Source organism: Chitinophaga polysaccharea (assembly GCF_007829335.1).
GTDB lineage: Bacteria > Bacteroidota > Bacteroidia > Chitinophagales > Chitinophagaceae > Chitinophaga > Chitinophaga polysaccharea_B.
In genome coordinates this window covers 54,672-80,696 of record NZ_VIWO01000012.1, presented here as the reverse complement: position 1 = coordinate 80,696, position 26,025 = coordinate 54,672, and the positions used below count along the sequence as shown (strand labels likewise).

Genomic DNA, 26,025 nt, shown 5'->3' with positions numbered 1-26,025 from the left:
TCCATTAGTGTATAAATCTACTTAACGTCTGCCAGATAAATTTGTTAAATATCTTTCACCCCGTGGTAGTTTTCACCCGGTGAAATTTTTCCCGCTTCCGTTCATCCCCCAAAAAAAATTAATCATCCCTTTCTCCGATCAGTTTTTAAATTATTTTATTATCTTTCAAAATCGCCAATTTTCTAATTAATCCACCACATGAAAAGATACAACTATCTTGGTAAGATGATTGCAACGGGCATGTTCCTGTTTGGTACGGTAGCAGGGGCCCTGGCACAACAAACCCCCTACGATGCATCCCGCCTTAAAACCAGCTGGGAAGTGGTAGAAAACCACTACCAGGGAAAAGACAACTTTCTGTCTGCCTTCACATTTGTGAATACCTCCAATAAGCCCTTCCCGGCTAAAGGATGGCAGCTGTATTTCAACTTTATACGGATGGTAACGCCGGGCGAGTTACCCGGTCATGTGAAAGTGGATCATATCAATGGTGACCTGTACCGCTTTACTCCCGCGGAAGGTTTTGCCGGCATCGCGCCGGGTGATTCGCTCAAGCTGGCCATTACCGGCGATGCCTGGGCGGTAAACTTTACCGATGCCCCGGCCGGCCTGTACCTGGTATGGGAACAAATGCCGGAAAAAGGTTTTTCAATCAAGGATTATAGTATCCGCCCGTCTACCACGGCCAAACAGCTGATGCGTTACCCGGGCGATAAAACAGCCGTTATAACGCCAACGGATATATTTAAACAGAATGCCGTGGTGAAGGACATTCCCGTATCCCAGCTGCCGCTGGTATTCCCTACACCAATATCTTATGCCGCTACCGGCAGCAACCTGGTATGGACCGATTTACCGGTGATCAGCGCCGACCCGCAACTGGCGGCCAGCGCCGATATGCTCAAGGCTGATTTGCAGAAACTTCTCAGCAAAAAAACAGCAGGTAAAACTACCGTAAAATTTGTGTTTGATGCAGCCATGGCGCAGGATAAGCCGGAAGGATATGCTTTGAAGGTAAATCCCGCAGGCGTGGTAATTACCGCAGGAACGGAAGCTGGCGCCTTTTATGGTATCCAGTCATTGAAAACGCTGATCCCGCCCACCGCCTGGGCCAGTGCACAGAAATCCATTACCATTCCAGGCGTAGACGTAACCGATGCTCCCCGCTTCGGTTACCGCGCCTTCATGATTGATGTGTCCCGCAACTTCCACAACAAGCGCGATATGTTGCGCATACTGGACCTCATGGCCCTCTATAAGTTAAACGTATTGCATTTCCATTTCAGCGATGACGAGGGATGGCGCCTGGAAATACCTTCCCTGCCCGAACTCACCAGCGTCGGTGGAAAACGTGGACACAGCACCGATTGGAAAAATATGCTGCCGCCTTCCTATGGCTCCGGCCCCGATACCACCAATACCGCCGGTACCGGCTATTTTTCCCGCAACGACTTCATCGAAATATTACGCTATGCAACGGCCAGGCATATACGTGTTTTACCGGAAATTGAATCTCCAGGCCACGCCCGCGCTGCGGTGAAGTCGATGGAATCGCGCTACTACCGGCTGAAAGCAGCAGGTAAAGAGCAGGAAGCCAAAGAATACTTACTCACCGATCTCGATGATAAATCAACCTATAGTTCTGTACAAAACTGGAGTGATAATGTGATGAACGTAGCGCTGCCTTCTACTTATCGTTTCCTCGATAAAGTAGTGGAAGAGCTGCAGTCCATGTACAAAGAGGCCGGTGCGCCTTTGGCAGCCGTACATATGGGTGGGGATGAAGTGCCCGGCGGCGTGTTTGAAAAATCGCCTGCCTGCCTGGCACTCATGCAGCAGGATAAATCGCTTACCGGCGTGAATGATCTATGGTATTATTATTACCGTAAGGTAAACGACCTGCTCAAGGCCCGTGGCTTATCGGTAGCGGGTTGGGAAGAAGCAGGTATGCGTAAAACATCCGTCAATGGTGAAGCACAAAGCATTCCGAATCCCGACTTCGTGAACGACAATTTCCAGCTCAATGTATGGAATAACGTGATTGGCGGAGGACAGGAAGATTTATCCTATCGCCTGGCCAACGCCGGCTACAAAGTGGTATTATCAGGCGTGAGCAACTTTTATTTTGACATGGCCTATATGAAATCGTTCGATGAACCAGGCTTCTACTGGGGCGGTTTCGTAGATGTGGATAAACCATTTTACTTCATTCCTTTCGACTATTACAAAAATCAAAAAGTAGATGGCAGAGGTAATCCTGTAACGCCGGAACTATTTGTAGGCAAGGATCGTTTAACCGGTTTTGGCGCTTCCAATATTCCGGGTATACAGGGCCTGTTATGGAGCGAAACGGTGACCAGCTCCGATCGTTTGGAATATATGATACTGCCTAAGTTATTGGGCCTGGCAGAACGCGCCTGGGCGCAGGATCCGGCATGGGCTACCGAAAAAGACGCCGCTAAGGCGGATGCTATGTACGCACAGGCCTGGAGCGTTTTCAGCAATGTAATGGGTAAACGCGAAATGCCCCGCCTGGATTATTATGAAGGAGGATTTAACTGGCGCATCCCTACAGCCGGCGCTTCTGTTGACAACGGTGTGCTGACCGCCAACGTGCAAATGCCCGGTTTGATTATCCGGTATACGACTAACGGTGAAGAGCCTACGTTGAAAAGCCCGGCATACAATGGCCCCGTGCAGGCAGGCGGTAAGATAGTGAAGCTGAAAGTATTCAGCCCGCGCGGCCGCAGCAGCAGAACAACTACCGTGAAAGTACCGGTAGCAGACACGCAGCTGAAGAATAATAAATTGTAAAACATCTCTATAAAATAAAAATGACCGGATGCAGTGAATACCTGTATCTGGTCATTTTTATTTTATAGAGATGGTGTATCACGCGTATTTACCCTTCATCCATTTTTTACCCCCTGCTTTTTTGATTTTTGTATTTTGTTCGTTAAATCCATAAGGACCCGATGTTTCGCAAAATTCCACTATTGCTGTGCGGGCTGCTCATCACTGTAACTGTACTGGCACAAAAGAAAAACGAATCGTATCAGCTGCAAATACGAAAGGCTGTTTCCCCGGTGAAGATAGACGGAGTGATCGATGAAGCTGCCTGGATACAGGCCGATGTAGCGAACAGTTTTTATATGGTATTACCCATGGATACCAGCATGGCCAGGCTGCGTACAGATGTTCGCATGACTTACGATGATAAAAACCTGTACCTGGTAGTGGAAAATTATACTACCGGGAAAGGCCCGTATATGGTGGAATCGCTGAGGAGAGACTTTGCATTTCTGAAAAATGATAATTTCCTCTTATTCATGGATCCTTTCGATGATCAGACCAATGGCTTTTCTTTCGGCGCCAATGCCGCCGGTGCTCAATGGGACGGGCTGATGTATGATGGTGGAAAAGTAGATCTGAGCTGGGATAACAAATGGGTATCCGTTGTCAAAAATTATCCCGATAAATGGATATTTGAAGCAGCCATTCCCTTTAAAACCATTCGCTATAAAAAAGGAATTACCAAATGGGGCATTAATTTCAGCCGTAATGACCTGAAAACAACCGAAAAATCGGCCTGGGCGCCGGTTCCCCGGCAATTTCCTACCGCTTCCCTGGCGTATACAGGCAACCTGGTATGGGATGCTGCGCCCCCGGAAGCAGGGGCCAATGTATCCCTGATACCTTACCTGCTGGGCGGTATCGCCAAAGATTATGAAAAGGGAAACAGCGAAAAATACCGCCGGGATGCCGGGCTGGATGCTAAAATAGCGGTAACCTCCTCCCTGAACCTGGACCTTACTGTAAATCCCGATTTCTCGCAGGTGGATGTGGACAAGCAGGTCACCAACCTGGATAGGTTTGAATTATTTTACCCGGAGAAACGGCAGTTTTTCCTGGAAAACGGGGACCAGATGTCCAATTTCGGGTATGCTACGATCCGACCCTTTTTCTCCCGCCGTATAGGCCTGGGTGGGGTACCTATCCGCTTCGGAGCCAGGTTGAGCGGAAAGCTGAATAAGGACTGGCGTTTAGGCATCATGAACATGCAAACCGGTAAGCAGGAAGAAACCGGCTTGCCGGCGCAGAACTTCACCGTAGCGGCATTACAGCGCAGGGTATTTTCCCGGTCTAATGTAGGCTTCATTTTTATCAATAAGGAATCCATTAACTACGATCCCGGCAAAATAACGGATATGCCGGCGTATAATAAATATAACCGGAATATAGGGCTGGAGTACAATCTGGCCTCGTCTAACAATTTCTGGACAGGTAAAGCCATGTTCCTGAAATCATATACTCCCGGTAAATCCGGTCACGACGTTGCCCATGCCGCCAACCTGCAGTACACCAGCAAGGTATGGAATGTAAGCTGGCAACATGAATATGTAGGCCGTAACTATAATGCGGAAGTGGGATATGTGCCCCGCCAGGGTTATGTGAAGATCATACCACAGGTAACCCGCCTGTTTTTCCCCTTGTCGGGCCAGGTGTTGAGCCATGGACCGCAGGTAACCAGCACCTGGTTCTTCGATGAAAAAGACCTGCACCGTACCGATAATGAAACCATGCTAAACTATGGCATCGTATTCCGTAAGCGCAACACCCTGAACATATGGGTCTCCAATACCTATATCCAGCTGTTGCAACCCTTTGATCCTACCAATTCACATAAAGATAGTTTGGCCAATGGCTCCCGCCACAACTGGAATACGGTGGGGGTGGATTATGTATCCAAGCCCCAGAGCTTATTTACGTATGCGCTGTCGGCCCGCTATGGAGGCTACTATGCAGATGGAACCCGGTTGATGACCAATACAGAGTTGGGCTACCGCTTCCAGCCCCACGTGAGTGTTGCACTCAGCGCTAATTACAACCAGATTGATTTGCCCAAACCGTGGGGGAATACCTCGTTTTGGCTGGTAGGTCCCCGGCTGGATGTTACCATGACCAATACCCTGTTTTTTACCGGTTTTATGCAGTACAATGGTCAGCAGAAGAACATGAACCTCAATACCCGTTTTCAATGGCGTTATAAACCCGCTTCCGACCTTTTTATCGTATATACGGATAACTACCTTCCTGAGCCATTTTATGTGAAAAACAGGGCGCTGGTGCTCAAGTTGGTATACTGGTTTAATATCTGATTATCCGATTTTGTATTAACTGTTAAGAATGCATTAACACTTCCAATATTTATTCCCGGTATCATTGCATTAAATGTGCGTGAAAAAGGGCAGTTATAACTGTTATTAAATATTAGGAAGTTTTCATTTACTATCGTTGTGAATTTTATCTCCCTGTGGTGTTTACCATGGGGATTTTACCATTTAAATTATTTTTTATGAACCCTCATCCCTTTAAGCAGCTGCTGGGGCTATGCTGCCTGTTATTGGTACTGATAAGTGGCGCTGCGGCACAAACCACAGCAGTTATTACCGGCAAGGTAGCCGACCGCCATGTTCCACGGGTATCTCTTACTTACTGGACAGACCCCGGTATTTCTCCTGCCATTACGCAGGATACCTTACTGGTTCCTGATTCCTTTTATTTCCGGATACCGCTGCCGGTGGGTGCGGCCGTGTTTTTTTATGCAGATGCCGGAACGGGCTATAGTTTTTATGGGTTGATCCGCAGTGGCGACAGTATATGTATGAAAATGCGTGTCGATAGCCTGGCCTTCAATGGCGTCGGCGCAGCGGTATGCAGGGCAGTTTATAACGCAAAGCGGGAGCAGGAGCGGATATCCATGCCCGTGGTATCCAATGCCGGCAAACTGGCGGCGGCTTACCGGCAGCAACTGGAGGTGGCCGGACTGGTGCTGAATCGTTACCGCGATAGTATGGATATGAAAACCTGGCAAATGATCCGTGCGCATATATACGGCGAAACAGCGGCCAAACTGGCGGGCACGTTCTGGAAGTTATCACCGGACCCCGACAGTACCCTGGAAGACCGGCAGCTGTTGTTTTATAAAACAGCCCTGGCGCCGGCATGGCCCGATATTGTTCCATCAGATATAACAGCTACGTCTATACGCTATCTGGGGTACCTGTTGCAAAAAGCAGAAGTCGATTATTTTGTACAACACCGGTATGAGTGCAGTAACCGGGCCATTTATGAATGGCTTAAAACCCATTACAGTGGCCGGTTACGTGATAAACTGTTGGCGCACGAGCTGATGCTGGGATTTGCGGCAGGCAACCAGCAGGAAGAGCAGGAGGGCTGTGTGCGCGACTACCTGCAAATAGTGCAGGACGATGCCTGCAAACAGGTGGTGGCAAAGCTTTACGGACGGTCACGTAAAGGTATCAGCAGAGGAAGCGTAGCACCACCCTTCAGTTTCGCCGATCAGCAAGGCAGGCAGGTAAGCCTGCAGCAATTCAGCGGAAAGGTAGTGCTGTTACATTTCTACAGTGGTGCCGATCCGCTGTTGCATGCCCTTACAGAAATAAAAAACTGCTTTGATGAAGCCACGGTAACGTTTGTGAATATCTGCTGCAATGGCAATACTGTAAAGGATTTGCCAGGTTGGTTGCTGCATATGGATGAACAGCATCGCGACGTACTTTCGCAATACAATATCAGTAGATATCCTACCTTAATTGTGGTAGGAAAGAATGGGAAAATATTTGCTACCAGACCGCCAGATCCCGCAGTGGATCACGGTACAGCGCTGGCAAACATTATCTATGAAGCATTGTCGCAGTGAGTATTTTTGTGCGGAATATCCAATAAAACGATGAGTAAAACGTTTAGTAAAAGTACGCAGCTAAACCGCATCAGCGCCATTGTTCCGCAGCTAGAATTTTAGAAAACCCGTTTAAACCAGAATGTTAATATTTACATTAAAATATATATATGAGAATACTGGTTTAATCAAGGCACATATCGTATATTCAGTAAATAACCGTTAAGACCCCTCTATGCCACATGCCAAAGCGTTATTTTGACAGACTACAGACCATTGATTACCTTATCAGGATCAAAGGGACCGGTAAGCCAGCTCAGTTAGCCAAGCGGCTTCGTATTTCCGAAAGAACACTCTATGAATTCCTCAAAATGATGAAGGAGTTAGGTGCTCCCATTGAGTACGACCGGTACAAGGAAAGTTATTATTACTCAGAAAAAGGTGGTTTCAATGTCAGGTTTTCGAAAAGCCTGATCACCGTGAGTACTATGCTGCTTTTATTCCTGCACATTTGGTAAACATGGTCCGCGCACTGACCAGTTAACCGGCCTTCGCGTTAGCTCCCACTGCGCCATCGTTGCCCATTCCGGGCTTTAGATCCGTTTGCACAACTGGACAACAGTTGTTCCGGGATCTTTTATGTAATCTTCCTGAAAGGGTGGACAGGGAAAGTATGGCTGCTACAGCCACCACTTTACTGCTCACCCTTCTTTTTCTGGAATACTTAACATTCGATTAACTGTTCCCTCCCTAAATAAATCCACCTTTAACGCCAACAGATTTTGTCAACTTTAATAAAGTATTATGCGAATAACCTTTTTTTCATCACGCGGTTTAGATTAGATTTTAGATAATACGCGGGTTTCTGTTCAGTCACCTGCCCTGTTTAATCATCCGTCATCACGGGCAACCGATACCGTTGTTTTTTCGTACCCGTAATAAACCTAAGGCACTATGGTACTAAACTGCATCATAATAGGGAATGATCCTGCCGGATTTGAAGACCTGGAAAATTACTTGTCCCGGATTTCCTACGTTTACCTGGCCGGACGATTTAACACGATCGAAGAAGCTACATTCTGGCTGCAAACCTGCACTATCCATGTACTGTTGGTAGGGCATTATCCCGATCAGCTCCCCAGGGAACAAGTACAATGGAATGTATTACCCATCATGCTGATGACGTATGAGGCGCCACCGTCGCTCCGTTACGATGTGCTGCCTGCAGCATTACTGCATGCACCCCTGACTCAAACCGACCTGGATAACATATTTGACTACATTTATAATATCATCGACATGAGCGCAACTATACCCCCCACTCAATTACCCCCTTCGTACTTTATGCTTAAAACACAACATCGCCACGAAAAAGTAGCGTATGACGACCTGCAATATGTAGAGGTACTGGATGACCATATCACCCTACATATGGTAGATCAGAAACTGGTAACAACAGAAACGCTTGACTGGATTATTGCACAACTACCTGCCAACGCCTTTATGCGAGTACATCGTTGGTTTGTGGTAGGCTTCCGCCATATTACACACCTCGACCAGGATCATGTAATGATAGGAGACGCCAGGATTGCGCTCACCACAGAGATGAGGAATGAACTGGGAAAACGGTATAAACTGCCTTATTAAAGAAAAGGACTTAGGGCTGCAGCGAAGTGAGGATTTTACCAGCCACCCCACTGGCATCTTCATCGTAGGCATGACCTCCTGGAAGTATCAGCTTTTGATACTGTATATTCAGTGCAGAAAAATTAAACTCTTTTTCTTCTGCCCCAAAAACCAACAACAACGGCTTACCGGTCATCTTATTAATTTCGGCGGGCACACTCATGCCGCGGGTACTCGACTTGCCCAACATATCTGATACATGTACTTCTAGGTCAGTATAGAGTGAGGGGGATAAGAGCACCACATGCTTTACCTCCGCGGCGATGTTGGTGGGCAAACTGTTATAAATGAATGGCAGCACATCTGCGCCCAGCGAATAGCCTATTAATACTACACCTTGCTTCTGGCCCCATTGCGATTGATAGTAGCTGATCAAATTGGCAACGTCCCGGGCCGCCTGCTGAGGGGTTTTCTTATTCCAGAAGTATTTGAGCGCATTGAGCGCCACTACGGGGTAGTTTTGTTGATGAAACGATTCAATGACATTGGCCGAAAACTTTTTCATACCCCCATCACCGGTAATGTAAAGAATTAATGGGGCAGTAGTGGCAGTAGCCGGCGCTTTGGTAACCACGGGCAGGTTGCCTGCCCCATTTTGTGCACTTGCCTGCAAAGCTGTTATTAATAGCAAACAAGTCAATAATTTCCGGAATCCGGACAATCCTCCTGGTAATAACATACGCTAAATTAACACCTGTCTATAAAACAAATTCCATTCCGTGATTGTTCGTCCGTCATCAGGGCTGCATCACTTTACTCAGGGCAGCAGGTAATTGTATCAGGTCAAAGTCATGCCCGTACACCAGGTATTTGTTGGTCCACTCGGTGGCATATTTTTCCTTGAACTCACGTAATCCCTGGTAATGGCGGAAGAAACGCAGTTTTTCATAGGCATATTTTACCATTTTTTCCGCGGTATTTGCTGGTTGTACAATGCCGGACATAGGTACCATGCCCAGGTTGAGGAACTGTAATTCCTTCTGCTGTGCATCCTGTATCAATGCAATGATCAACGCATCCATTACGCCACCCGGAGCATCGGAACGCTTGCGGATCAGGTCGTAGGTGCATTCCCCCGGGGCATAATCGGGAATAATATTCAAAAAGGCAACGATCTTTCCTTCGGCATCGCTCACAGTAATAATATCCTGCTCACGAACGCTGGATTCGTCAAATAATCCCTGCGAAAAAGTAAGCTCTTTCACCTCATATTGGTGCAGCCATTCATCGCTCACCGCCCGGAGTTCCGCCAGCATGGCCGGCGTTTGCGGCGCCGCATGAAAATTGGTCACATAGCCTTTATTGGCCAGGCTGTTGAGCCCATTACGCAATGATTTCTTGTCCTTACCACTCAGGGTAAAATCGCGGATATCCATGATGGCTTCCTGGCCTATCAGCATCTTTTTCTTTTTCAGATGACTGAAATAATAGGTGCTGTCTTCATCTACCCGGTAAAAAGCAGGCCGCAGGCCCATCTTACGGCATTGCTGTTCAAATTCAATCAGCAACATCAGCTTATTATCTTCACTGCACACGGGTTCTTCCAGCACAATTGCAAAGCTGCCCGCCACCCGGTAGGCAATAAAACCTTCGTGTTTTTCGGAAATAAATAACAATTTGTCCTGCCCCACTTTGAAATAATCCATCGGAGAATCGCCGTACTGGCTCAGGTAGAAACGAGCTTTCTCCAGGCTGGTATTGGTTTGTTGTGCTACATGCAGATAAGGACGTATAATAGTATAGAAAAGAAAAGCCCAGGAGCTGACCCCCAATACGCGGATCGCCGACATAAACTCTTTCCCGAAACGGGTTACAGGTTGTAGTCCGTCATCTTCCAGCAGCATAAAACAGTGGAAGGCATGCCGGATAGATTGCTGCCAGGTAAAGTCAATGCCAAAATGCCGCACATTCAGAAAATAAAAACCAATGGTCCCGAAGATCAATACCACCAGCAACGTTGCCAATGCCGTTACTACACCGATATTCACCAGTTGGGGATTACTTTTTACCCGGTACTGTTTGGCGGTAATCAACAAGATAATGCTGGTAACCAGTGCCAGCGAGGCTTCTTCATAGTCGAGCGCTTTCCCGATGTGACCCACTACCGACAGCAACGACACCGACAATGCCACTATCCATGCACTCCGCAGTCCACGGATCAGGAAGGTAGCCGTTACCAACAGTACCAACCCCAGAAAAACCACCAACAGGTTAGTGGCATGTATAGACGTGCCGGGAATATAAGCCCGTAAGATGTGCATACGATAAGACAATGGCGGTGTAAGCACCGAAAATATATTGACCATTCCCAATAGGAAAATCAGGATAGGAGGGACCAATCTTAATACCAGCTCCCGGCCTTTCAGTGCAAATGCAAATATGCCGGCAATCAACGGAAGCCAGAATTCGAAAAGACGGAATAGCAACGTGATTTCCAGTGCCTGTAATGTACTGTAACCATAACTGTTGAGTATATACGCCAGGGATAGTTCTATGGCGCCCAACCCACGCAGGAACGGAGATATGATCAGGAAGATGGTAGCCACAATATAGCCTACGCAAGCCGCTTCCAGCGAAGGGGTAACTCCTACTGCCAGCATGCTCAGGTATAAATGTGCCACACCGGCTACTTCTATCAGCACAGAGGCCAACACGGTATTCATGAAAGCAGGTACCGACAAATGAAAGGTAAAGATGTCGTCTACCTGGTGGGCGGCGCCCGGAAAATACTTTACCAGCAACTGGTATGCTTTCCCTTTCGACTGCATAGACCGCACCAGCCAAACTACCACTGCCAGCAGGGCACAAATGGCCACCAGGCCCCATACAGCGTCTTTTATAGTGGCAGCGTGAAACATAGCATACCCTACTACCGGGATGCCTACGAGAAAAACCGACAGGATGCCTACAAATCCATAGATACCGGAAGCCTGGTGAATTTGTTGTTTGTGTAACCCTGTACGGCGCAGGCTTTGGGGCAGATAGGCCAGCGAGCTGATGCCTCCTGCCGGCAGGAATACAGACAATAAATTGCGTTTCAGGAAAAGTTCCGCGCTCTTAAAGGTATCCAGTCTGGCTCCCACAGCCCGGAAGCTAAATACGTACATGCCCGCCTGCAATAGTATATAAGCCACCGTTACCAGCACACCGATCACTACCCAGCCCTGGTCGGCTTTTTCGATAGCGGGAATCAGCGAGTATAGTTCGTGGCGTTGGGAACGGAAGAAATAAATAGCTAAAAGTATAAATAACACTGCTAACAGCTCTTTCAGGTGGAGCTTACGTAAAAATGCTGCAGTAAAAAATTTCGTTCTCAAAAGTCTGTAGGTTTCGTTGTAGATAGCTGTTCGAACTAACCAGCTAAGTTACATCAACTTTTTTTAAGCAAATCCGATACAGGCGAGAGTTTAAGGGGATTTTAATGTGGCGCGGTTCCCTTGCATTACGGTAGTGGCGGCATACTTTTCTCCTGAAATTATCTTGTAATGTTAGGCCAGGGGCTATACAACATCCCTGCTTATTCAGCCGGGATGTTGTAACAGGTTGAACTGTTTTATTGATTGTTGAGTGTTAAAGCATTAGTGCTCATATTGGTTATAAGGTATCACAAGTACCGGGATGCGGGAGTGCCGGATAATGTATTCGGCGTTGCTGCCCAGCAGCATGTGATCCAGGCCGGTTCTACCGTGGGTGCCTACCACCAGCATGGAAATGTTGTTGCTGTGCGCCTGGTCTAATGTTTCATTTTTAGGGCTGCCGGCAGTTACGAGGATTTTAATCCGGTCGCTGTCCGGGTAATGTTGTCTGTACGTTTCCAGTCTTTCTTCTACTTCGCGGATACGGGCAGGGATATCATCTGTAAATACAGGACCACCTTCCGGCAAGCCTATACCCATCCCTATTTCCACGACAGAAAAAAGGGTTACGTTGGCATTCATTTTACGGGCCCATTCCAATCCGGTGGTGATCAATTGTTCTGAAAAGCTGCTCAGGTCTACTGCGATCATAATGTCTGACATATGCCGATGTATTTATTGTGAACGATTATTCATTTTTGATTTACGCTTTCAGGCCATCCCAACAGAGGTCGAAAGAGGTGTTGATCTTACTCCGGTTAAGGGTAATGCCGCCATAATGCGTTTGCTTTACCAGCTCATTAATGGTACCGATAATGAAGGTGAGTAACAGCCCGACGTCTGTACTTTTAATGAGTTGTTCCTGTTGTCCTCTCATCATCAGCTCATAAAAGGGAGCCGACAGCTGCAGGGCCTTTTCACGGGTTTCAGTTGTAATAAAAGGGGAGTGATAGCATTGCTCCAGGAAAACGCATTCTTCAAAGTTTTGCAGCTTATAGCGGAGGATATTCAGCCATATATGCTTAAAGGCCAGCTTGAAAGGCATTTGCGGTTGATATCCCTTAAAAGATACCTTTACAGAGTTTTCCCTGCAGGCGGCAAACAGGGCATTGATCAGTTCATCTTTCCCCTTGAAATAAACATACACCGTGCCTGTGGCGATGCCTGCTTCCCGGGAAATGTCTCCCATCGTAATGCCGGATAATCCCTTTTTAGCCACCAGCTTGAGTGCTGCCTGGAATATTTGTATTACCTTTTTATCATCTTTCAGTTTCACTATACAAATATAAGTGAATAAATATTCATTTTCAAAAATGAAAAAAACCTCCGCAGTAGAAACTGCAAAGGCGCTATAGCTAGATGATGATTAAATCAAAAACCCCTGGTTCGCCAGAACAAGGGGTACCTGTTTAAACAAGCGTCGATGGAAAAAATAGCCTGCCGGCCTGGAAAAGCCGACAGGGACTGCTGAGATATTTCTTAGTTGTATGCATGATTAGTTTCCAGAACATGACATGAAACTGATACCACAATATTAGGCGCCAGAGGTCCGGGGAGAGTTAACAGAATCCAAACAAGAACTGAAATAACGAGATGGGCACGCAAATAAAAAACCTCTGCTGATGACAAACAGCAGAGGCGAGATAAAACATTCACATGGCATCCGCGACATAGCGTCAGATGCTTTTAACACATTATAGCCTGTTAATTATTTTATACAATTTTTTGTGGAAGAGGATGCTATGATTGCGCTTACCTCTTGCATAACTAAATTAGATAATACTGGCCGTAATATTCGTTAACCGTTGGTTAATGGTACCCGTTATTGTACCATTTTCCCTTTCCCTGATACCATTTTTCCAGTCGTTTGTATATCCGGGAGGATATGTATATTTTTTACGGCTAATCATCTATCATAAAGCCTTTTATATGTTCCACCACATATCCCGGTTGTTGTTATTACTATGCTTGTGTACTACGTTTCCTGCTACTGCGCAGGACATGCCTGATATGTGGAATAAATCTGCCGTGGCCAATGCCACCCATCCCGGACTGCAATGGTTTCGCGGTGCCAAGTTCGGATTGTTTATCCACTGGGGCCTTTACTCCAAACTGGGCGGCCGATGGAACGACAGCAGCTACTACGGCAGCGGCGAGTGGATCATGTACAGAGCCCAGGCGCCGGCAGCTGTCTATGGTAAAGTAGCCGAAACCTTTAATCCCGTTGGCTTCGATGCCGATGAATGGGCCGAAACAGCCAGGGAAGCAGGCATCAAATACATGGTGATCACCGCCAAACATCACGAAGGCTTCAGCATGTATGATTCTAAAGTAACCGACTTCGATATCGTAGACGCATCGCCTTATAAGAAAGATCCCATGAAAGCCTTGTCGGCAGCCTGCAAAGCCAAAGGCATCCAGTTTGGGTTCTACTATTCCCAGTTCCTCGACTGGCACGAGCCGAATGGAGGAGGCAATAACTGGGATTTTAAAGGAGAGAAAGATTATCAGCAATATTACCGCAGTAAATCCATCCCGCAGCTAAAGGAACTATTGACAAACTATGGCCCCCTCGGCATCGTCTGGTTTGATATGCCCGGTGGCCTCTCTTCCGCGCAAACAAAAACCATGATAGATAGCCTTCGCGTGCTACAGCCCAATTGCCTGTTCAGCAGCCGCGTGGGCCACGACCTGGGCGATTACCGGGACTTCGGCGACTCTGAAGTGCCCCCTGTACCCATCGCCGGTGCCTGGGAATCGATTTATACACACAACGACTCCTGGGGCTATATTCAACACGATCTCAACTTTAAATCCCCTACAGAAATTATCCGCCTCCTGGCCAATGTGGCGTCTAAAGGAGGCAACCTGATGCTGAACGTCGGTCCCGATGGCAACGGTAAATGGCCTGCCTATTCTGTCACTTATCTGAAAGCTACCGGCAAATGGCTGCAAACCTACGGCGAAAGCATTTATGGCACTACCTGGGGGCTTATCCCCGCTCAGCCCTGGGGCGTTACCACCAGCAAGCCCGGTAAGCTATTCCTGCATGTATGGCAGACGCCAGCCAACAGGCAACTACGGGTACCCGGCATTACTGCAAAAGTGAAGTCGGTGAAAATAATGGGCAGCAACACGGTGCTCTCCTGGAAACAATTGCCGGAAGAAACTATCGTACAGCTGCCGGCAACACTCCCGGATACACGCAATACCGTATTGGTGATGGAATACAGCGGACAACAATCCGACCTGTCACAGCTCCGTACACAAACGGTGAGCAGTGAATACCCGGCAGCAGAAATCCCCGCCGTATGGGCTGTATTCAACGGCAACGCCAAAACTAAACTGTTTACCTATTCACATTATTTCGGCGATTGGAAACACGATAATTGCATCACTGGTATGATTACGCCCGATGATGCGGTGGTATTCCCACTCGATATACAGGATGCAGGCGACTATAAGGTAATCCTGGACTATGCCTGCGAGCCAGGCAATGCATCCCGGCAGGGACTGGTAACGGTAGGAGGGCAGCAGCTGCCTTTCCTCTCCCTGACCACCGGTACCTATAACAGTCACCTGCCCATGTCCTTTATTCAGCATTCGGTTGGCATTATACATATTGACAAAGCGGGTAAACAAAACCTGACGGTGAAGCCGGCATCGGGTAATAAAAATGAGCTATGTTGGTTGAGGAAAGTAATCCTGCAGCCCGTGAAATAATTTTTAAGCAGTACAAGAACATGAAAAAAAGAATTCTCTTCCTGGGATGGGCGTTCAGCCTGTATGCCGGGATGGCTGATGCACAAGTAAAAGCTCCTGCAAAGGACTGGTTAATTGATCATCGGCCGTATGTAGCCACAGTAGTGGAAAAAGATCAGACAATTACCCTCAGCAATGGTTTACTGAGCCGTAGTTTTCGTATCACCCCCAACGTTGTTTGCACCGACTATCGCAACCTGGTAAACGGTGACCAGTTGCTGCGCGCGGTGAAACCAGAAGCCCGTATTACGGTGAACGGGCATGATTATATGATTGGCGGCGCCTATGGACAGCCACAGCAGGCATACCTGCTACCCGCCTGGCTCGACAAACTGACGGCAGGCGATAAAGATTTTAAGTATACCGGCCACCAGGTAACCAGTATACAGCCGTACCTGAAATGGAAAGCAGGTGGATGGAATAGCAACCCGCATCAACCCACCGGAAAAGCCCTGATTTTTAGTTATCAGACCGCCGCACCAGCATTAAAAGGGATCGAGGTAAAAGTGCATTACGAAATATTCGATGGCATTCCTTTGCTGGCGAAATGGCTGGAAATTACCAATGGCAGCGGCCAGCCTATTAAGCTGCACCAGGTGGTTAATGAAATACTGGCTACACCAGAAGAAGAATCGGCCGTGGTAGGTAGCGTCACCAAAATGCAGGTACCACACAACATTTATATTGAAAGTAATTATGCCTTCAATAATGCCATGAAAGCCAATCTCAGTGATCAAACCACACATTGGAAGGCCGACAGCACCTATACTTCCCAGGTGAATTACGACTATCAAACGCCTTGTTTGCTGGAAGTATATCCCACCGTACCCGTAGGTATCAGTATGGCAGCAGGCGAACACTATGAATCTATCCGTACCTACGAATTACTGCTGGATAGTTACGACCGGGAACGCAATGGCCTGAGCAAACGCCGTTTCTATCGTACCGTAGCACCATGGACCACCGAAAATCCCATCTTCATGCACCTGGTTAATAGCGACCCGGTTAAAGTAAAAAATATTATCGACCAATGTGCAGCCACCGGCTACGAAGGCGTAATCCTGAGTTTCGGCAGCGGCCTCAACATGGAAGATACCAGCGCAGCCAATATCGCCAAGTTTAAAGCCCTGGCAGATTATGCACATAGTAAGCATGTGATGTTGGGCGGTTACTCGCTCTTTTCAAGCAGGCGTATCAGTGAGGAAGATGATGTTATCAACCCAGTTACAGGCAAAACAGGTGGCGCTTTCTTTGGCAATGCCCCCTGCCTGGGAAGTAAGTGGGGCCTCAGTTACCTGGAGAAGATAAAGTACTTTTTCAGCAGCACCGGCTTCGACATTTTCGAAAATGACGGCCCTTACCCGGGCGATGTATGTGCTTCTATGAAGCACCCCGGGCATACTGACCTGGACGATTCCCAATGGAAGCAAATGCTGCTGCAGAAAGGGTTGTACCACTGGATGAATGAAAGAGGCGTATATGTTAATGCACCTGACTGGTATTTCCTGGATGGCACCAACAAAATAGCATTGGGCTATCGGGAAGTAAACTTTTCATTACCCAGAGCGGAGCAGCTCATTCTCAACAGGCAAAATATTTTTGATGGCACCTGGGAAAAAACGCCTCCCATGGGCTGGGGATTTGTGCCGCTCAGCGAATACCAGGGCGGTGGGGCAGCGGCTACGCTGGAACCGCTAAAAGATCACCTGGGCACCTACGAACAACTGATGGCACAATACTACGGCGCCGGGATACAGGCCTGTTACCGCGGACCACGTTTATACGACACCGATAGTACAAAAGCCCTGGTAAAAAATATGATCAGCTGGTATAAGAAGTACCGCGATATTTTGAACACGGATGTTATTCACCTGCGCAGGGCGGATGGGCGCGATTGGGATGGCATTATGCATGTTAGCCCAACGTTACCCCAAAAAGCACTGGCCATGTTGTATAATCCCACCGGGGAAGATATCACCAGGGAAATAGCATTGCCCCTGTATTACAGTGGCTTAACAAACCAGGTACGCATCCGGGAGAAAGAAGGCGCCTTAAAAACGTATACACTTGACCGTGAGTACTGTGCGCACGTAAAGGTGAAGATACCGGCAGGTGGATATACCTGGCTGGTAGCAGAATAAACAGTGTATCAAACCAAATCTGTATAAATTATCATTATGAAGAAACTATCAATTTGTGTTGCCATGTTGCTGAGCTTTTTCCTGCAAGGGAAGGCCCAGGAAAAGAAAATCTTTAATGAAACAGACGCACAAAAAGAGGACAGGCTGGCCTGGTGGGTAAATGACCGCTTCGGTATGTTTATTCACTGGGGACTGTATTCAATGCCTGCCCGTCATGAATGGATAAAGAATTACGAACGTTTAACAGACAGTGCCTATCAAAAGTATTTCGATCTCTATAACCCCGACCTGTACAATCCACGGGAATGGGCCCGCCAGGCGAAAGCGGCGGGAATGAAATATGCGGTGATTACCACCAAGCACCATGAAGGTTTCTGCCTGTTCGATTCAAAATTTACCGACTATAAGGCCACTAATACAGCTGCCAAAAAAGACCTGATAAAAGAATGGGTGGAAGCATTTCGTGCCGAAGGTCTGAAAGTTGGATTCTACTATTCACTGATCGACTGGCATCATCCTGATTATACGATTGATCGTGTACATCCGCAGCGCCCTAACGATCCGAAAGATTACGACAGGCTGAACAAAGGCCGTGATATGGAAAAATATCGGGCCTACCTGAAAAATCAGTTGAAAGAGTTGATGACCAACTATGGTAAGATTGATATCCTGTGGACGGACTTCTCTTTCCCTGGTGAGCATGGAAAAGATCATAACGACTGGAATTCACTGGACCTGATTAAAATGATCCGCAAGCTGCAACCAGGCATTATCATCAACGATCGCCTCGACCTGGGCGAATACGAGGATGGCGGCGACTTTGCTACACCAGAGCAGTACAAGGTATCTGAATGGCCCACCCGTAATGGTAAGCGTGTTCACTGGGAAACCTGTCAAACTTTCTCCGGATCCTGGGGATATTACCGTGATGAAACTTCCTGGAAAGACAACAAGCAATTACTGGTACTCCTGATTGAATCAGTAAGCAAAGGCGGTAACCTGTTACTGAATGTAGGTCCTACTTCCCGTGGCACTTTCGATACCCGTGCGCAGGAAAGACTGAAAGGAATGGGAGAATGGATGCAGGTAAATGGTCGTGCTATTTATGGATGTACAGAAGCGCCGGCAGAATTTAAGCGTCCGGATAACAGCCTGTTGACCTACAATCCTACCACAAAAAGGTTGTATGTACACCTGTTGGATTATCCCTTGCAGCGTTTCGAATTGCCAGGTTTAAAAGGCAAAGTGAAATATGCGCAATTGCTGAGCGATGGTTCTGAAATAAAAATGCATGGTACGGATAAAGGAGACCTGGCGCTGGATTTACCGGTGCGCAAGCCTAATGATGAAATACCAGTGATAGAACTCGTATTGCAATAGAAAGTTTTTTGTTAGCTATCGGGGAGATGGAAAGGGCGTCGGCCATTTCTGTTTCCCCATTTTTTTAAAAATCCGGCGCAGAAAGATTTTTGTAGAAATTATGCGGAAGATGTATATTTTTATGCTCACCATTTTTTATTGTCAAACATCCCGGATGAGAAGAGCTTATTATTGCACGGCTATATTGCTGTTATTGGCGGTGGTTTCGTTTAGTTTTACAAAGCCATCACCAGCCGCTAAGCCTCCGAATATTGTGATCATCTTTATGGATGATATGGGATATGGGGATCTTGAATGCTATGCAGGTACGCCCTGGCATACGCCTAACATTAACCGCATGGCTGCACAGGGCATGCGATTCACTTATTTTTATGTAGCGCAGGCGGTATGTTCTGCTTCCCGGGCAGGTTTGCTGACCGGCTGCTATCCCAACCGGGTGGGGATTAATGGTGCTTTGTGGCCTACAGCACCTATTGCATTGGATACAGCGGAACAAACTATTGCGACCGTCCTGAAACAGCGGGGATATCATACCGGTATGGTGGGGAAATGGCATTTGGGTAGTAAAGTACCCTGGCTGCCTTTGCAACATGGGTTTGATGAATACCTGGGATTGCCTTATTCCAATGATATGTGGCCGGTACACTATGATGGAAAGCCTTATGCAGACACATCTACCAACTCACGTAAAAATTATCCGGCTTTACCTTTGATAGAAGGAAATAAGCCGTTGAAATATATCCGTACGCTCGATGATCAGGCGCAATTGACGACTATCTATACGGAGCGGGCCTGCAAGTTTATTAGAGCCAACAAGCAGCAGCCTTTTTTCCTTTACCTGGCGCATAGTATGCCGCATGTGCCTATTGCAGTATCAGATAAACATAAAGGAAAAAGTAAAGATGGTTTATTTGGAGATGTGATCACAGAAATTGACTGGTCGGTAGGAGAGGTGTTAAAAACCCTCGAAGAAAACGGACTGGCTGATAATACGCTGGTGGTGTTTACCAGCGATAATGGTCCCTGGTTATCGTATGGCAATCATGCCGGAAATACCGGTGGACTGCGGGAGGGCAAAGGCACTTCCTGGGAAGGGGGAATCAGGGTGCCCTGTATTATGCGCTGGCCCGGTAAGATTCCTGCGGGGACGGTATGTAATAAAATGGCGGCCACCATCGATTTACTGCCTACCATTGCCAACTTGTGCGGTGCAAGTTTACCGGTTAGAAAAATTGATGGAGTAGATGTGAAGTCATTGTTATTTAATGACCCGGATGCAAACCCACGCGATGAGCTGGCCGTATATTACCAGGTAAATAGTTTACAGGCTATTCGTAAAGGCCCCTGGAAGCTGGTATTACCGCACAGGGCCAGAACTTATAAGTTGAACTTGCCAGGTTATGATGGTTTCCCGGGTGCGCAACCAGAGGTAGATGTGCCTTTGGCTTTGTACGATATGCGCCGTGATCCGGGAGAAACGCTGGATGTACAGAAGCAGTTTCCGGACGTGGTGAAGTCGCTGTTGGCGGTAGCAGAAAAATACCGAAACGATTTGGGAGATGACCTGACCGGCGCGAAAGGAACAGAGCGAAGAGCGGCTGGAAAGGTACAATAGTAATATATGTATTTAAATATAATTTGTTTTAAATGAGGAGAGTGCCAACTTTTAAAGAGTTGATTGAGAAACCTTTACATTCCTGTTAATCCAACAAAAAACTGAAGAGTACCACGTTATACGTTTGTTTTATTTGTAATATAGAACAAATTGTATATTAATATTTATTGAAAAACCATATAGTTATCCGATTGACTGCTGCATGTAATTGTTTCAAATTTGTTACGGGTATGGAAACCGTGTAATCTTTCCATTTTTAATTATCAACCATACCAGCTTCCGAAAACTTGCAGTTATCAATGGGAGATTTCATATGAATATACATAACCCAAAAGGAATATTATGAAAAAAGTGCGGCCTATAAGTCCTGGTAGTTTGGGAGAAGCGCGCGTCTTGGAAGTGTCTGGATTGCACAGCGAATCATCAGAAATGTTACAACAATTAGCAAAAGATATCTGCAACCTGGTTTTTATGGATATAGAGATACCTGGATTGACTGCGATAGAAGCCGCCAGCATAGTAAAAGCAGCGTACCCTGACATTAATGTATTATTGCTCACCTTGAATGAGAAGGAACAGGAACTAACAACGGTGTCGGCAGTTACAAAAGAATTTGAACCGGATTATATGCCACCGGTTTCTTTGTCAGAGTTTATTTCTCAGGTCTATGAGACGGCTTTGCAGTCGAATTTAGTGGCGGTCAACAAGGTACTGGCTTATTTCCGGAAGGAAAAGCAGGTGCACCAGGACCCTTATGGGCTATCGCCGCGGGAAAAAGAAATTTTACGATGCCTGGTAAATGGCGACACCTATAAACAGGTGGCTGATGGATGTCATATCAGCGTGGGAACCGTACGTTCCCATATCATGAATATTTACCGCAAACTGGATGTCAACTCCCGTTCCAATGCCATTGTAAAGGCGATGAAAGAACACCTGGTGTAAGGCCACCAGGCACTAGCCCCAGAAGCCCTGCGACTTTACGGAGGCCCCTTGTCCACGTAACGACGCGCGTACCAACCTGACCAGCTGATGATTGCCTGCCACATAGTAAGTAGTGTTTGTTACGGGAAATTGATAATGATACAGCCATTCCTGCAAATCCGTAAAATAATGTTCGTTATTGGATAACGGCTGCACCGGCATTTGCAACACCTGGGTGGTATTCGGCTCATCCAGCTGCAGAAAGCAATGGAAATCCTGTTCCGGGCTGATATGTTGATAAAGGGAATGAAAATGGCCTGCTGCACATGCATCGCCAATGCATATCACATGCCTGGTATCTGGCTGTGCGCTGCCACCTCCAGGCCCTATATAAAATACATCTTCCCCGGGTTGCAGGTCCATGGCCCAATAGCTGCCGGTTCCTTCATGGTCGCAATTGACCAGTAAGGTGGCGGTTTGCGTGTCAGCATTCCAGTTGGCTACCGTATAATCGCGGTAAGCATGCGTTCCCACCTCGCACTTGAGATGTTGTGTACAACGGCAGGGTAAAGATTGTGGTAATTGCAGATCAAGTTGTAAAAGAAAATTGCCAATTCGTTTTGCAGTGGTTACCTGGGCGGTTTTTCGTATACGCGACATTAATAAATGGGTCGCCCTTTCTTTAATTGAAAACATGTAAGCTACTTTTTGGATATTAAATAATTCACCGGCAATGAATAGGAGGGCCGGCGGGATTAATGGCAGCAAAGCTACCGGACCTGGAGGTCCCCATTATTATACTATTCCGGGTTATAATTATACTTTTCACGGCTGGTAATGCGAAAAGCCATAGGTGTTTGATGGGTATGCTTTTTAAAAAAACGGTTGAAATAAGTGACCTCATTGAATCGCAGGTGCCAGGCGATTTCCTTAATACCAAGTGCCGAATGCAATAACATCCGTTTGGCTTCCAATACACGCCGGGCCGCCAGCAGGGCGGATGCAGTCTGACCAGTTTCCTGCTTCACCACTTCATTCAGGTAACCCGCGCTTACATGTAGGGCGTCTGCATAGTCGGCAGGGCTGATCCAGCGACGCAAATGCACCTCCATCAATTCCCGGTAGCGGGTGAGCAATGCAGGCGGCGGGGTATTACTGGTGCTTTGATCGGGTAAACAACGCATAAATTTTATCAGCAATATTGCCAGGTAATGCTGCAGTAGCTGTTCCTGTTGCGCGCAACGGTGGCTGACTTCCAGTTGTAACACTTCGCATAGATGCCATATTTCGTTGAATGCCACTGTAGGCGGAATAATGGCTTCCTTCATCGTAAACGGGGATATAGATATATCTGCCGGTATAAAGTCAGGCATAAAAGAAATCAGGAAAAGATCTTCTGTTGTTTCAATATCCCCCGGCATGTGCACCTGCCAGGGCGATAAAAGAAACACACTTTCCGGAGGCAGCACTACCTGCTGGAAATCCACCATATGTTGACTACGCTGTTTACGGGCAACAATCAGTGTGTAAAACTCGTGCCGGTGCGCCTTGTTTAAGTCAGCATGCGGTGCATGACTTATCTCTCCGGTAGCTTTATAATGAACGTCAATCAACAAACCAGGGTCAATCAATAAATCCTCCAGCCGGTAAGATGCAATGACGTGTTGTTTGTTTTTTCTCATAGCGATATAATAGGCAGACGAATATGCCGGCTAATTATTGTACCTCGCTCTGAAAAAGATACCTGAAATAGATAAAATTGCATCTGTTTTAATACAATCGATTGCATATTTTCGGTAAATAATGCCACCAGGCAACTATATACCTGTAGAAGATAAGCAGCCCACGGATGAAAAAACGTATATGTTATACCGTTTGTTGGACCGGCATTTCACATAGTTAAGAAAATAAGCAGTTAATGATAAAGTATTTATTGGCATCTACCCTGTTATTGCTCACCGGAAATGCCTTTGCCGGTTTGCCGGAAGATTCGTTGCTGAAGCTCTGGTACCGGCAACCAGCGCAGCAATGGGTGGAAGCCCTGCCGGTAGGCAATGGCCGCATCGGCGCCATGGTATTTGGTGGCGTACAACAGGAACAACTACAGCTCAACGAAGGTTTCCTCTGGTCGGGTGTACCCCGCAACGGCAACAATCCCCAGGCAAAAGAATTACTACCGCAGATGCGGCAACTCCTGTTCCAGGAAGACTATACCGCCGCTACCAAACTGGCGCGCCAGATGATGGGCACATACAGCGCCCGGTACCTCACCCTTGGCAGCCTGCTGATTGATAACGATATCCCCGGAGATGCCACACAGTATCATCGTGAACTGGACCTTAACGATGGCATCGCCCGCGTTAGCTACCAGGTAAACGGTGTCGCCTATACGAGAGAAGTATTTTGCAGCTATCCCCAGCAACTGCTGGTAATACGCTATACCTCCACGAAAGAAGGACAACTCAACTTCCGCACCCGCTTCGATAATGGTATGCCGCATACCAATAGCGTGGTGAATAATCATTACCTGGTAATGAAAGGTCGCTGCCCGGAGTATGTGGCCGCCAGGGCTTATGAAACTAAACAAATTGTATATGGCGATAAAGGCATCAACTATGAAGTGCACCTGGAAGCCCGCAGCACCGGCGGGGAAATAACAACCGATACCAGCGGTATACAGGTATCCGGTGCCACAGAAGCCGTATTGTTACTATCTGTGGGTACCAGCTTTAAAGATGGCGAACCCAATGGGAAAGACCCCCACCAGGCCGCCGCAGCTCCCTTGCAAAAAGCAGCCGGATATGCACAATTGAAAAGTAATCACGTTAAAGACTATACGGAACTATTCAGCCGGGTATCGTTGCACCTGGGCATCGATAGCATGGCAGCATATCCTACAGATGAACGCCTGAAAATATATACGGCACACGGCGGTAACAGCGATCCCCAGCTGATCACCCTGTTGTATCAATATGGCCGCTACCTGATGATTGCGGGCTCGCGCAAAAATGGCCCTGCGATGAACCTGCAGGGGCTTTGGAACAAAGAAATGCAACCACCCTGGGGCTCCAACTATACGATTAATATCAACACAGAAATGAACTACTGGCCATCTGAAACGGCCAATTTATCCGATTGCGGCGCCCCGCTGTTTGAATTTATTCACCGCCTGGCCCAACACGGACGGCTTACTGCTTCCGTTAATTATGGTGCCAACGGATGGGTAGCACATCATAATTCCGACATATGGGGAATGACCAATCCCGCCGGGGGATTCGATTTCGCTGATCCAACCGGAAATCCCACCTGGGCCATCTGGCCCATGGGAGGCGCCTGGCTTAGTCGCCATCTATGGGAACATTACCTGTTTACCGGCGATAAAAAAATGCTGCTGCAAGCATATCCCGATCTTAAAGATGCCGCGGTATTCATGCTCGATTGGCTCGTGAAAAATGATGCCGGACAATGGGTCACGAATCCTTCTACCTCACCGGAGAATAATTTCCGGATCAACGGTAAACGCGCCGGTACGGTGAGCATCGCCTCCACCATGGACCTTTCCATTATCCACGACTTGTTTAATAATGTGATACAGGCTGCCACCGTGTTACAGCGCGATACTGCCTTAGTGGCCCGTATCCGTCGTACTATGGCAGATATATACCCGTTCCACACGGGGCAATATGGTCAATTGCAGGAATGGTACAAAGACTGGGATGATCCGGAAGACAGCCATCGGCACGTATCTCACCTTTATGGCCTGTTCCCCGGCAACTTTATCACGCCCAGAAGGGATACCATACTATCAGCGGCTGCCAAGCGTAGCCTGCTGTTGCGTGGCGATGGCGGCACCGGATGGTCTAAGTCGTGGAAGATAAACTGGTGGGCCCGCCTCGAAGATGGCAACCATGCTTACACCATGCTGAATAAACAATTATTTCTTGCCGGCGGGCAAACCGTAAGTGTGGCGGATAAAAGCGGCGGTTCTTACCCTAATTTATTTGATGCTCATCCGCCTTTCCAGATAGATGGCAACTTCGGGGTTACTTCCGGTATTACGGAAATGTTGCTGCAAAGTCATGATGGCGTAATATACCTGTTACCGGCACTGCCGGACGCCTGGCCGTCCGGCAGTGTAAAAGGATTGAAGGCAAGAGGCGGATTTGAAGTAGCTATGGAATGGCGCAACGGACAGCTCACACATGCTACCATTAAATCACTGCTGGGAGGTAATTGCCGCATTCGTACCCGCGTTCCCGTTACCATCAATGGAAAAGCTATTCGCCCTGCAGCTGGTCAAAATGCTAATCCATTTTACCAGCTGCAAACGCTGGGAAAAACAATCGTAAAAGATGCAACGAAATTGCCAGGGTTGCAGTTGGGAAAAGTATTTGAGTATGATGTTCCAACTGCACCTGGTAAAATTTACCGGGTTTTATGAACTAAGCAGAAAGATTA

At 47.4% G+C, this 26,025-nt stretch carries 17 protein-coding genes; 11 read left to right on the top strand and 6 right to left on the bottom strand.

Annotated features, from left to right (window positions below; genetic code table 11):
• Positions 1 to 198 precede the first annotated feature (198 nt).
• The 5 genes from FHW36_RS27820 (at position 199) to FHW36_RS27800 (ending at position 8,350) form a co-directional block, all read left to right on the top strand.
• Complete coding sequence (locus FHW36_RS27820; RefSeq protein WP_246121243.1) at positions 199 to 2,814, top strand: family 20 glycosylhydrolase; 2,616 nt, start codon at positions 199 to 201, stop codon at positions 2,812 to 2,814.
• Positions 2,815 to 2,975: 161 nt separating this feature from the next.
• A complete protein-coding gene (locus tag FHW36_RS27815; RefSeq protein ID WP_145674229.1) occupies positions 2,976 to 5,159 on the top strand; it encodes a carbohydrate binding family 9 domain-containing protein in 2,184 nt (727 codons plus the stop codon).
• A gap of 197 nt (positions 5,160 to 5,356) precedes the next feature.
• On the top strand, positions 5,357 to 6,724 hold the full coding sequence (locus FHW36_RS27810) for a TlpA family protein disulfide reductase (protein ID WP_186452639.1): 1,368 nt from the start codon (positions 5,357 to 5,359) through the stop codon (positions 6,722 to 6,724).
• Between the two features lie 221 nt (positions 6,725 to 6,945).
• Positions 6,946 to 7,221: an HTH domain-containing protein gene (locus FHW36_RS27805; RefSeq protein WP_145674224.1), complete on the top strand. Its 276-nt coding sequence runs from the start codon at positions 6,946 to 6,948 to the stop codon at positions 7,219 to 7,221.
• Between the two features lie 436 nt (positions 7,222 to 7,657).
• Positions 7,658 to 8,350 (top strand): LytR/AlgR family response regulator transcription factor, encoded by a 693-nt coding sequence (locus FHW36_RS27800; protein ID WP_145674222.1) that lies wholly within the window; start codon positions 7,658 to 7,660, stop codon positions 8,348 to 8,350.
• Positions 8,351 to 8,360: 10 nt separating this feature from the next.
• On the opposite strand, the gene FHW36_RS27795 is transcribed toward FHW36_RS27800, so the two are convergent.
• The 4 genes from FHW36_RS27795 to FHW36_RS27780 all read right to left on the bottom strand — a co-directional run bounded on the left by FHW36_RS27795 (position 8,361) and on the right by FHW36_RS27780 (position 13,021).
• On the bottom strand, positions 8,361 to 9,020 hold the full coding sequence (locus tag FHW36_RS27795) for an AcvB/VirJ family lysyl-phosphatidylglycerol hydrolase (RefSeq protein ID WP_186452638.1): 660 nt from the start codon (positions 9,018 to 9,020) through the stop codon (positions 8,361 to 8,363).
• A 106-nt stretch (positions 9,021 to 9,126) separates the two neighbouring features.
• The gene (locus tag FHW36_RS27790; protein ID WP_145674218.1) at positions 9,127 to 11,706 is read right to left on the bottom strand and encodes a phosphatidylglycerol lysyltransferase domain-containing protein; all 2,580 of its coding nucleotides are present in this window, start codon (positions 11,704 to 11,706) and stop codon (positions 9,127 to 9,129) included.
• Positions 11,707 to 11,967: 261 nt separating this feature from the next.
• A complete protein-coding gene (locus FHW36_RS27785; RefSeq protein ID WP_145674216.1) occupies positions 11,968 to 12,408 on the bottom strand; it encodes a universal stress protein in 441 nt (146 codons plus the stop codon).
• 40 nt (positions 12,409 to 12,448) lie between these two features.
• The gene (locus tag FHW36_RS27780; protein WP_145674214.1) at positions 12,449 to 13,021 is read right to left on the bottom strand and encodes a TetR/AcrR family transcriptional regulator; all 573 of its coding nucleotides are present in this window, start codon (positions 13,019 to 13,021) and stop codon (positions 12,449 to 12,451) included.
• 653 nt (positions 13,022 to 13,674) lie between these two features.
• On the opposite strand from FHW36_RS27780, the gene FHW36_RS27775 reads away from it, so the two are divergent.
• The 5 genes from FHW36_RS27775 to FHW36_RS27755 all read left to right on the top strand — a co-directional run bounded on the left by FHW36_RS27775 (position 13,675) and on the right by FHW36_RS27755 (position 21,588).
• On the top strand, positions 13,675 to 15,468 hold the full coding sequence (locus tag FHW36_RS27775; RefSeq protein WP_145674211.1) for an alpha-L-fucosidase: 1,794 nt from the start codon (positions 13,675 to 13,677) through the stop codon (positions 15,466 to 15,468).
• Between the two features lie 20 nt (positions 15,469 to 15,488).
• Positions 15,489 to 17,648, top strand: a complete 2,160-nt coding sequence (locus tag FHW36_RS27770) for an alpha-galactosidase (RefSeq protein WP_145674209.1) — start codon at positions 15,489 to 15,491, stop codon at positions 17,646 to 17,648.
• A 36-nt stretch (positions 17,649 to 17,684) separates the two neighbouring features.
• Positions 17,685 to 19,028 (top strand): alpha-L-fucosidase, encoded by a 1,344-nt coding sequence (locus FHW36_RS27765; protein WP_145674206.1) that lies wholly within the window; start codon positions 17,685 to 17,687, stop codon positions 19,026 to 19,028.
• Between the two features lie 154 nt (positions 19,029 to 19,182).
• Positions 19,183 to 20,643, top strand: coding sequence for a sulfatase family protein (locus tag FHW36_RS27760; protein WP_145674204.1), 1,461 nt, complete (start codon positions 19,183 to 19,185; stop codon positions 20,641 to 20,643).
• 342 nt (positions 20,644 to 20,985) lie between these two features.
• Complete coding sequence (locus FHW36_RS27755; protein ID WP_145674202.1) at positions 20,986 to 21,588, top strand: response regulator transcription factor; 603 nt, start codon at positions 20,986 to 20,988, stop codon at positions 21,586 to 21,588.
• 12 nt (positions 21,589 to 21,600) lie between these two features.
• On the opposite strand, the gene FHW36_RS27750 is transcribed toward FHW36_RS27755, so the two are convergent.
• Together FHW36_RS27750 and FHW36_RS27745 are read right to left on the bottom strand one after the other, a co-directional pair.
• Positions 21,601 to 22,263, bottom strand: a complete 663-nt coding sequence (locus FHW36_RS27750; RefSeq protein ID WP_145674199.1) for a siderophore-interacting protein — start codon at positions 22,261 to 22,263, stop codon at positions 21,601 to 21,603.
• Between the two features lie 104 nt (positions 22,264 to 22,367).
• Complete coding sequence (locus FHW36_RS27745) at positions 22,368 to 23,249, bottom strand: AraC family transcriptional regulator (RefSeq protein WP_145674197.1); 882 nt, start codon at positions 23,247 to 23,249, stop codon at positions 22,368 to 22,370.
• Between the two features lie 236 nt (positions 23,250 to 23,485).
• Here FHW36_RS27745 and FHW36_RS27740 point away from each other — a divergent pair, with 236 nt between their 5' ends.
• Complete coding sequence (locus FHW36_RS27740) at positions 23,486 to 26,008, top strand: glycoside hydrolase family 95 protein (protein WP_145674195.1); 2,523 nt, start codon at positions 23,486 to 23,488, stop codon at positions 26,006 to 26,008.
• Positions 26,009 to 26,025: the final 17 nt, after the last annotated feature.

Bases quoted from the DNA above. Each gene is read 5' to 3' on its own strand.
- FHW36_RS27760 (WP_145674204.1), top strand. From the start codon at position 19,183: ATGAGAAGAGCTTATTATTGCACGGCTATATTGCTGTTATTGGCGGTG.
- FHW36_RS27745 (WP_145674197.1), bottom strand. From the start codon at position 23,249: ATGAGAAAAAACAAACAACACGTCATTGCATCTTACCGGCTGGAGGAT.
- FHW36_RS27755 (WP_145674202.1), top strand. From the start codon at position 20,986: ATGAAAAAAGTGCGGCCTATAAGTCCTGGTAGTTTGGGAGAAGCGCGC.
- FHW36_RS27805 (WP_145674224.1), top strand. From the start codon at position 6,946: ATGCCAAAGCGTTATTTTGACAGACTACAGACCATTGATTACCTTATC.
- FHW36_RS27770 (WP_145674209.1), top strand. From the start codon at position 15,489: ATGAAAAAAAGAATTCTCTTCCTGGGATGGGCGTTCAGCCTGTATGCC.
- FHW36_RS27750 (WP_145674199.1), bottom strand. From the start codon at position 22,263: ATGTTTTCAATTAAAGAAAGGGCGACCCATTTATTAATGTCGCGTATA.
- FHW36_RS27740 (WP_145674195.1), top strand. From the start codon at position 23,486: ATGATAAAGTATTTATTGGCATCTACCCTGTTATTGCTCACCGGAAAT.
- FHW36_RS27785 (WP_145674216.1), bottom strand. From the start codon at position 12,408: ATGTCAGACATTATGATCGCAGTAGACCTGAGCAGCTTTTCAGAACAA.
- FHW36_RS27800 (WP_145674222.1), top strand. From the start codon at position 7,658: ATGGTACTAAACTGCATCATAATAGGGAATGATCCTGCCGGATTTGAA.
- FHW36_RS27815 (WP_145674229.1), top strand. From the start codon at position 2,976: ATGTTTCGCAAAATTCCACTATTGCTGTGCGGGCTGCTCATCACTGTA.
- FHW36_RS27820 (WP_246121243.1), top strand. From the start codon at position 199: ATGAAAAGATACAACTATCTTGGTAAGATGATTGCAACGGGCATGTTC.
- FHW36_RS27810 (WP_186452639.1), top strand. From the start codon at position 5,357: ATGAACCCTCATCCCTTTAAGCAGCTGCTGGGGCTATGCTGCCTGTTA.
- FHW36_RS27765 (WP_145674206.1), top strand. From the start codon at position 17,685: ATGAAGAAACTATCAATTTGTGTTGCCATGTTGCTGAGCTTTTTCCTG.
- FHW36_RS27775 (WP_145674211.1), top strand. From the start codon at position 13,675: ATGTTCCACCACATATCCCGGTTGTTGTTATTACTATGCTTGTGTACT.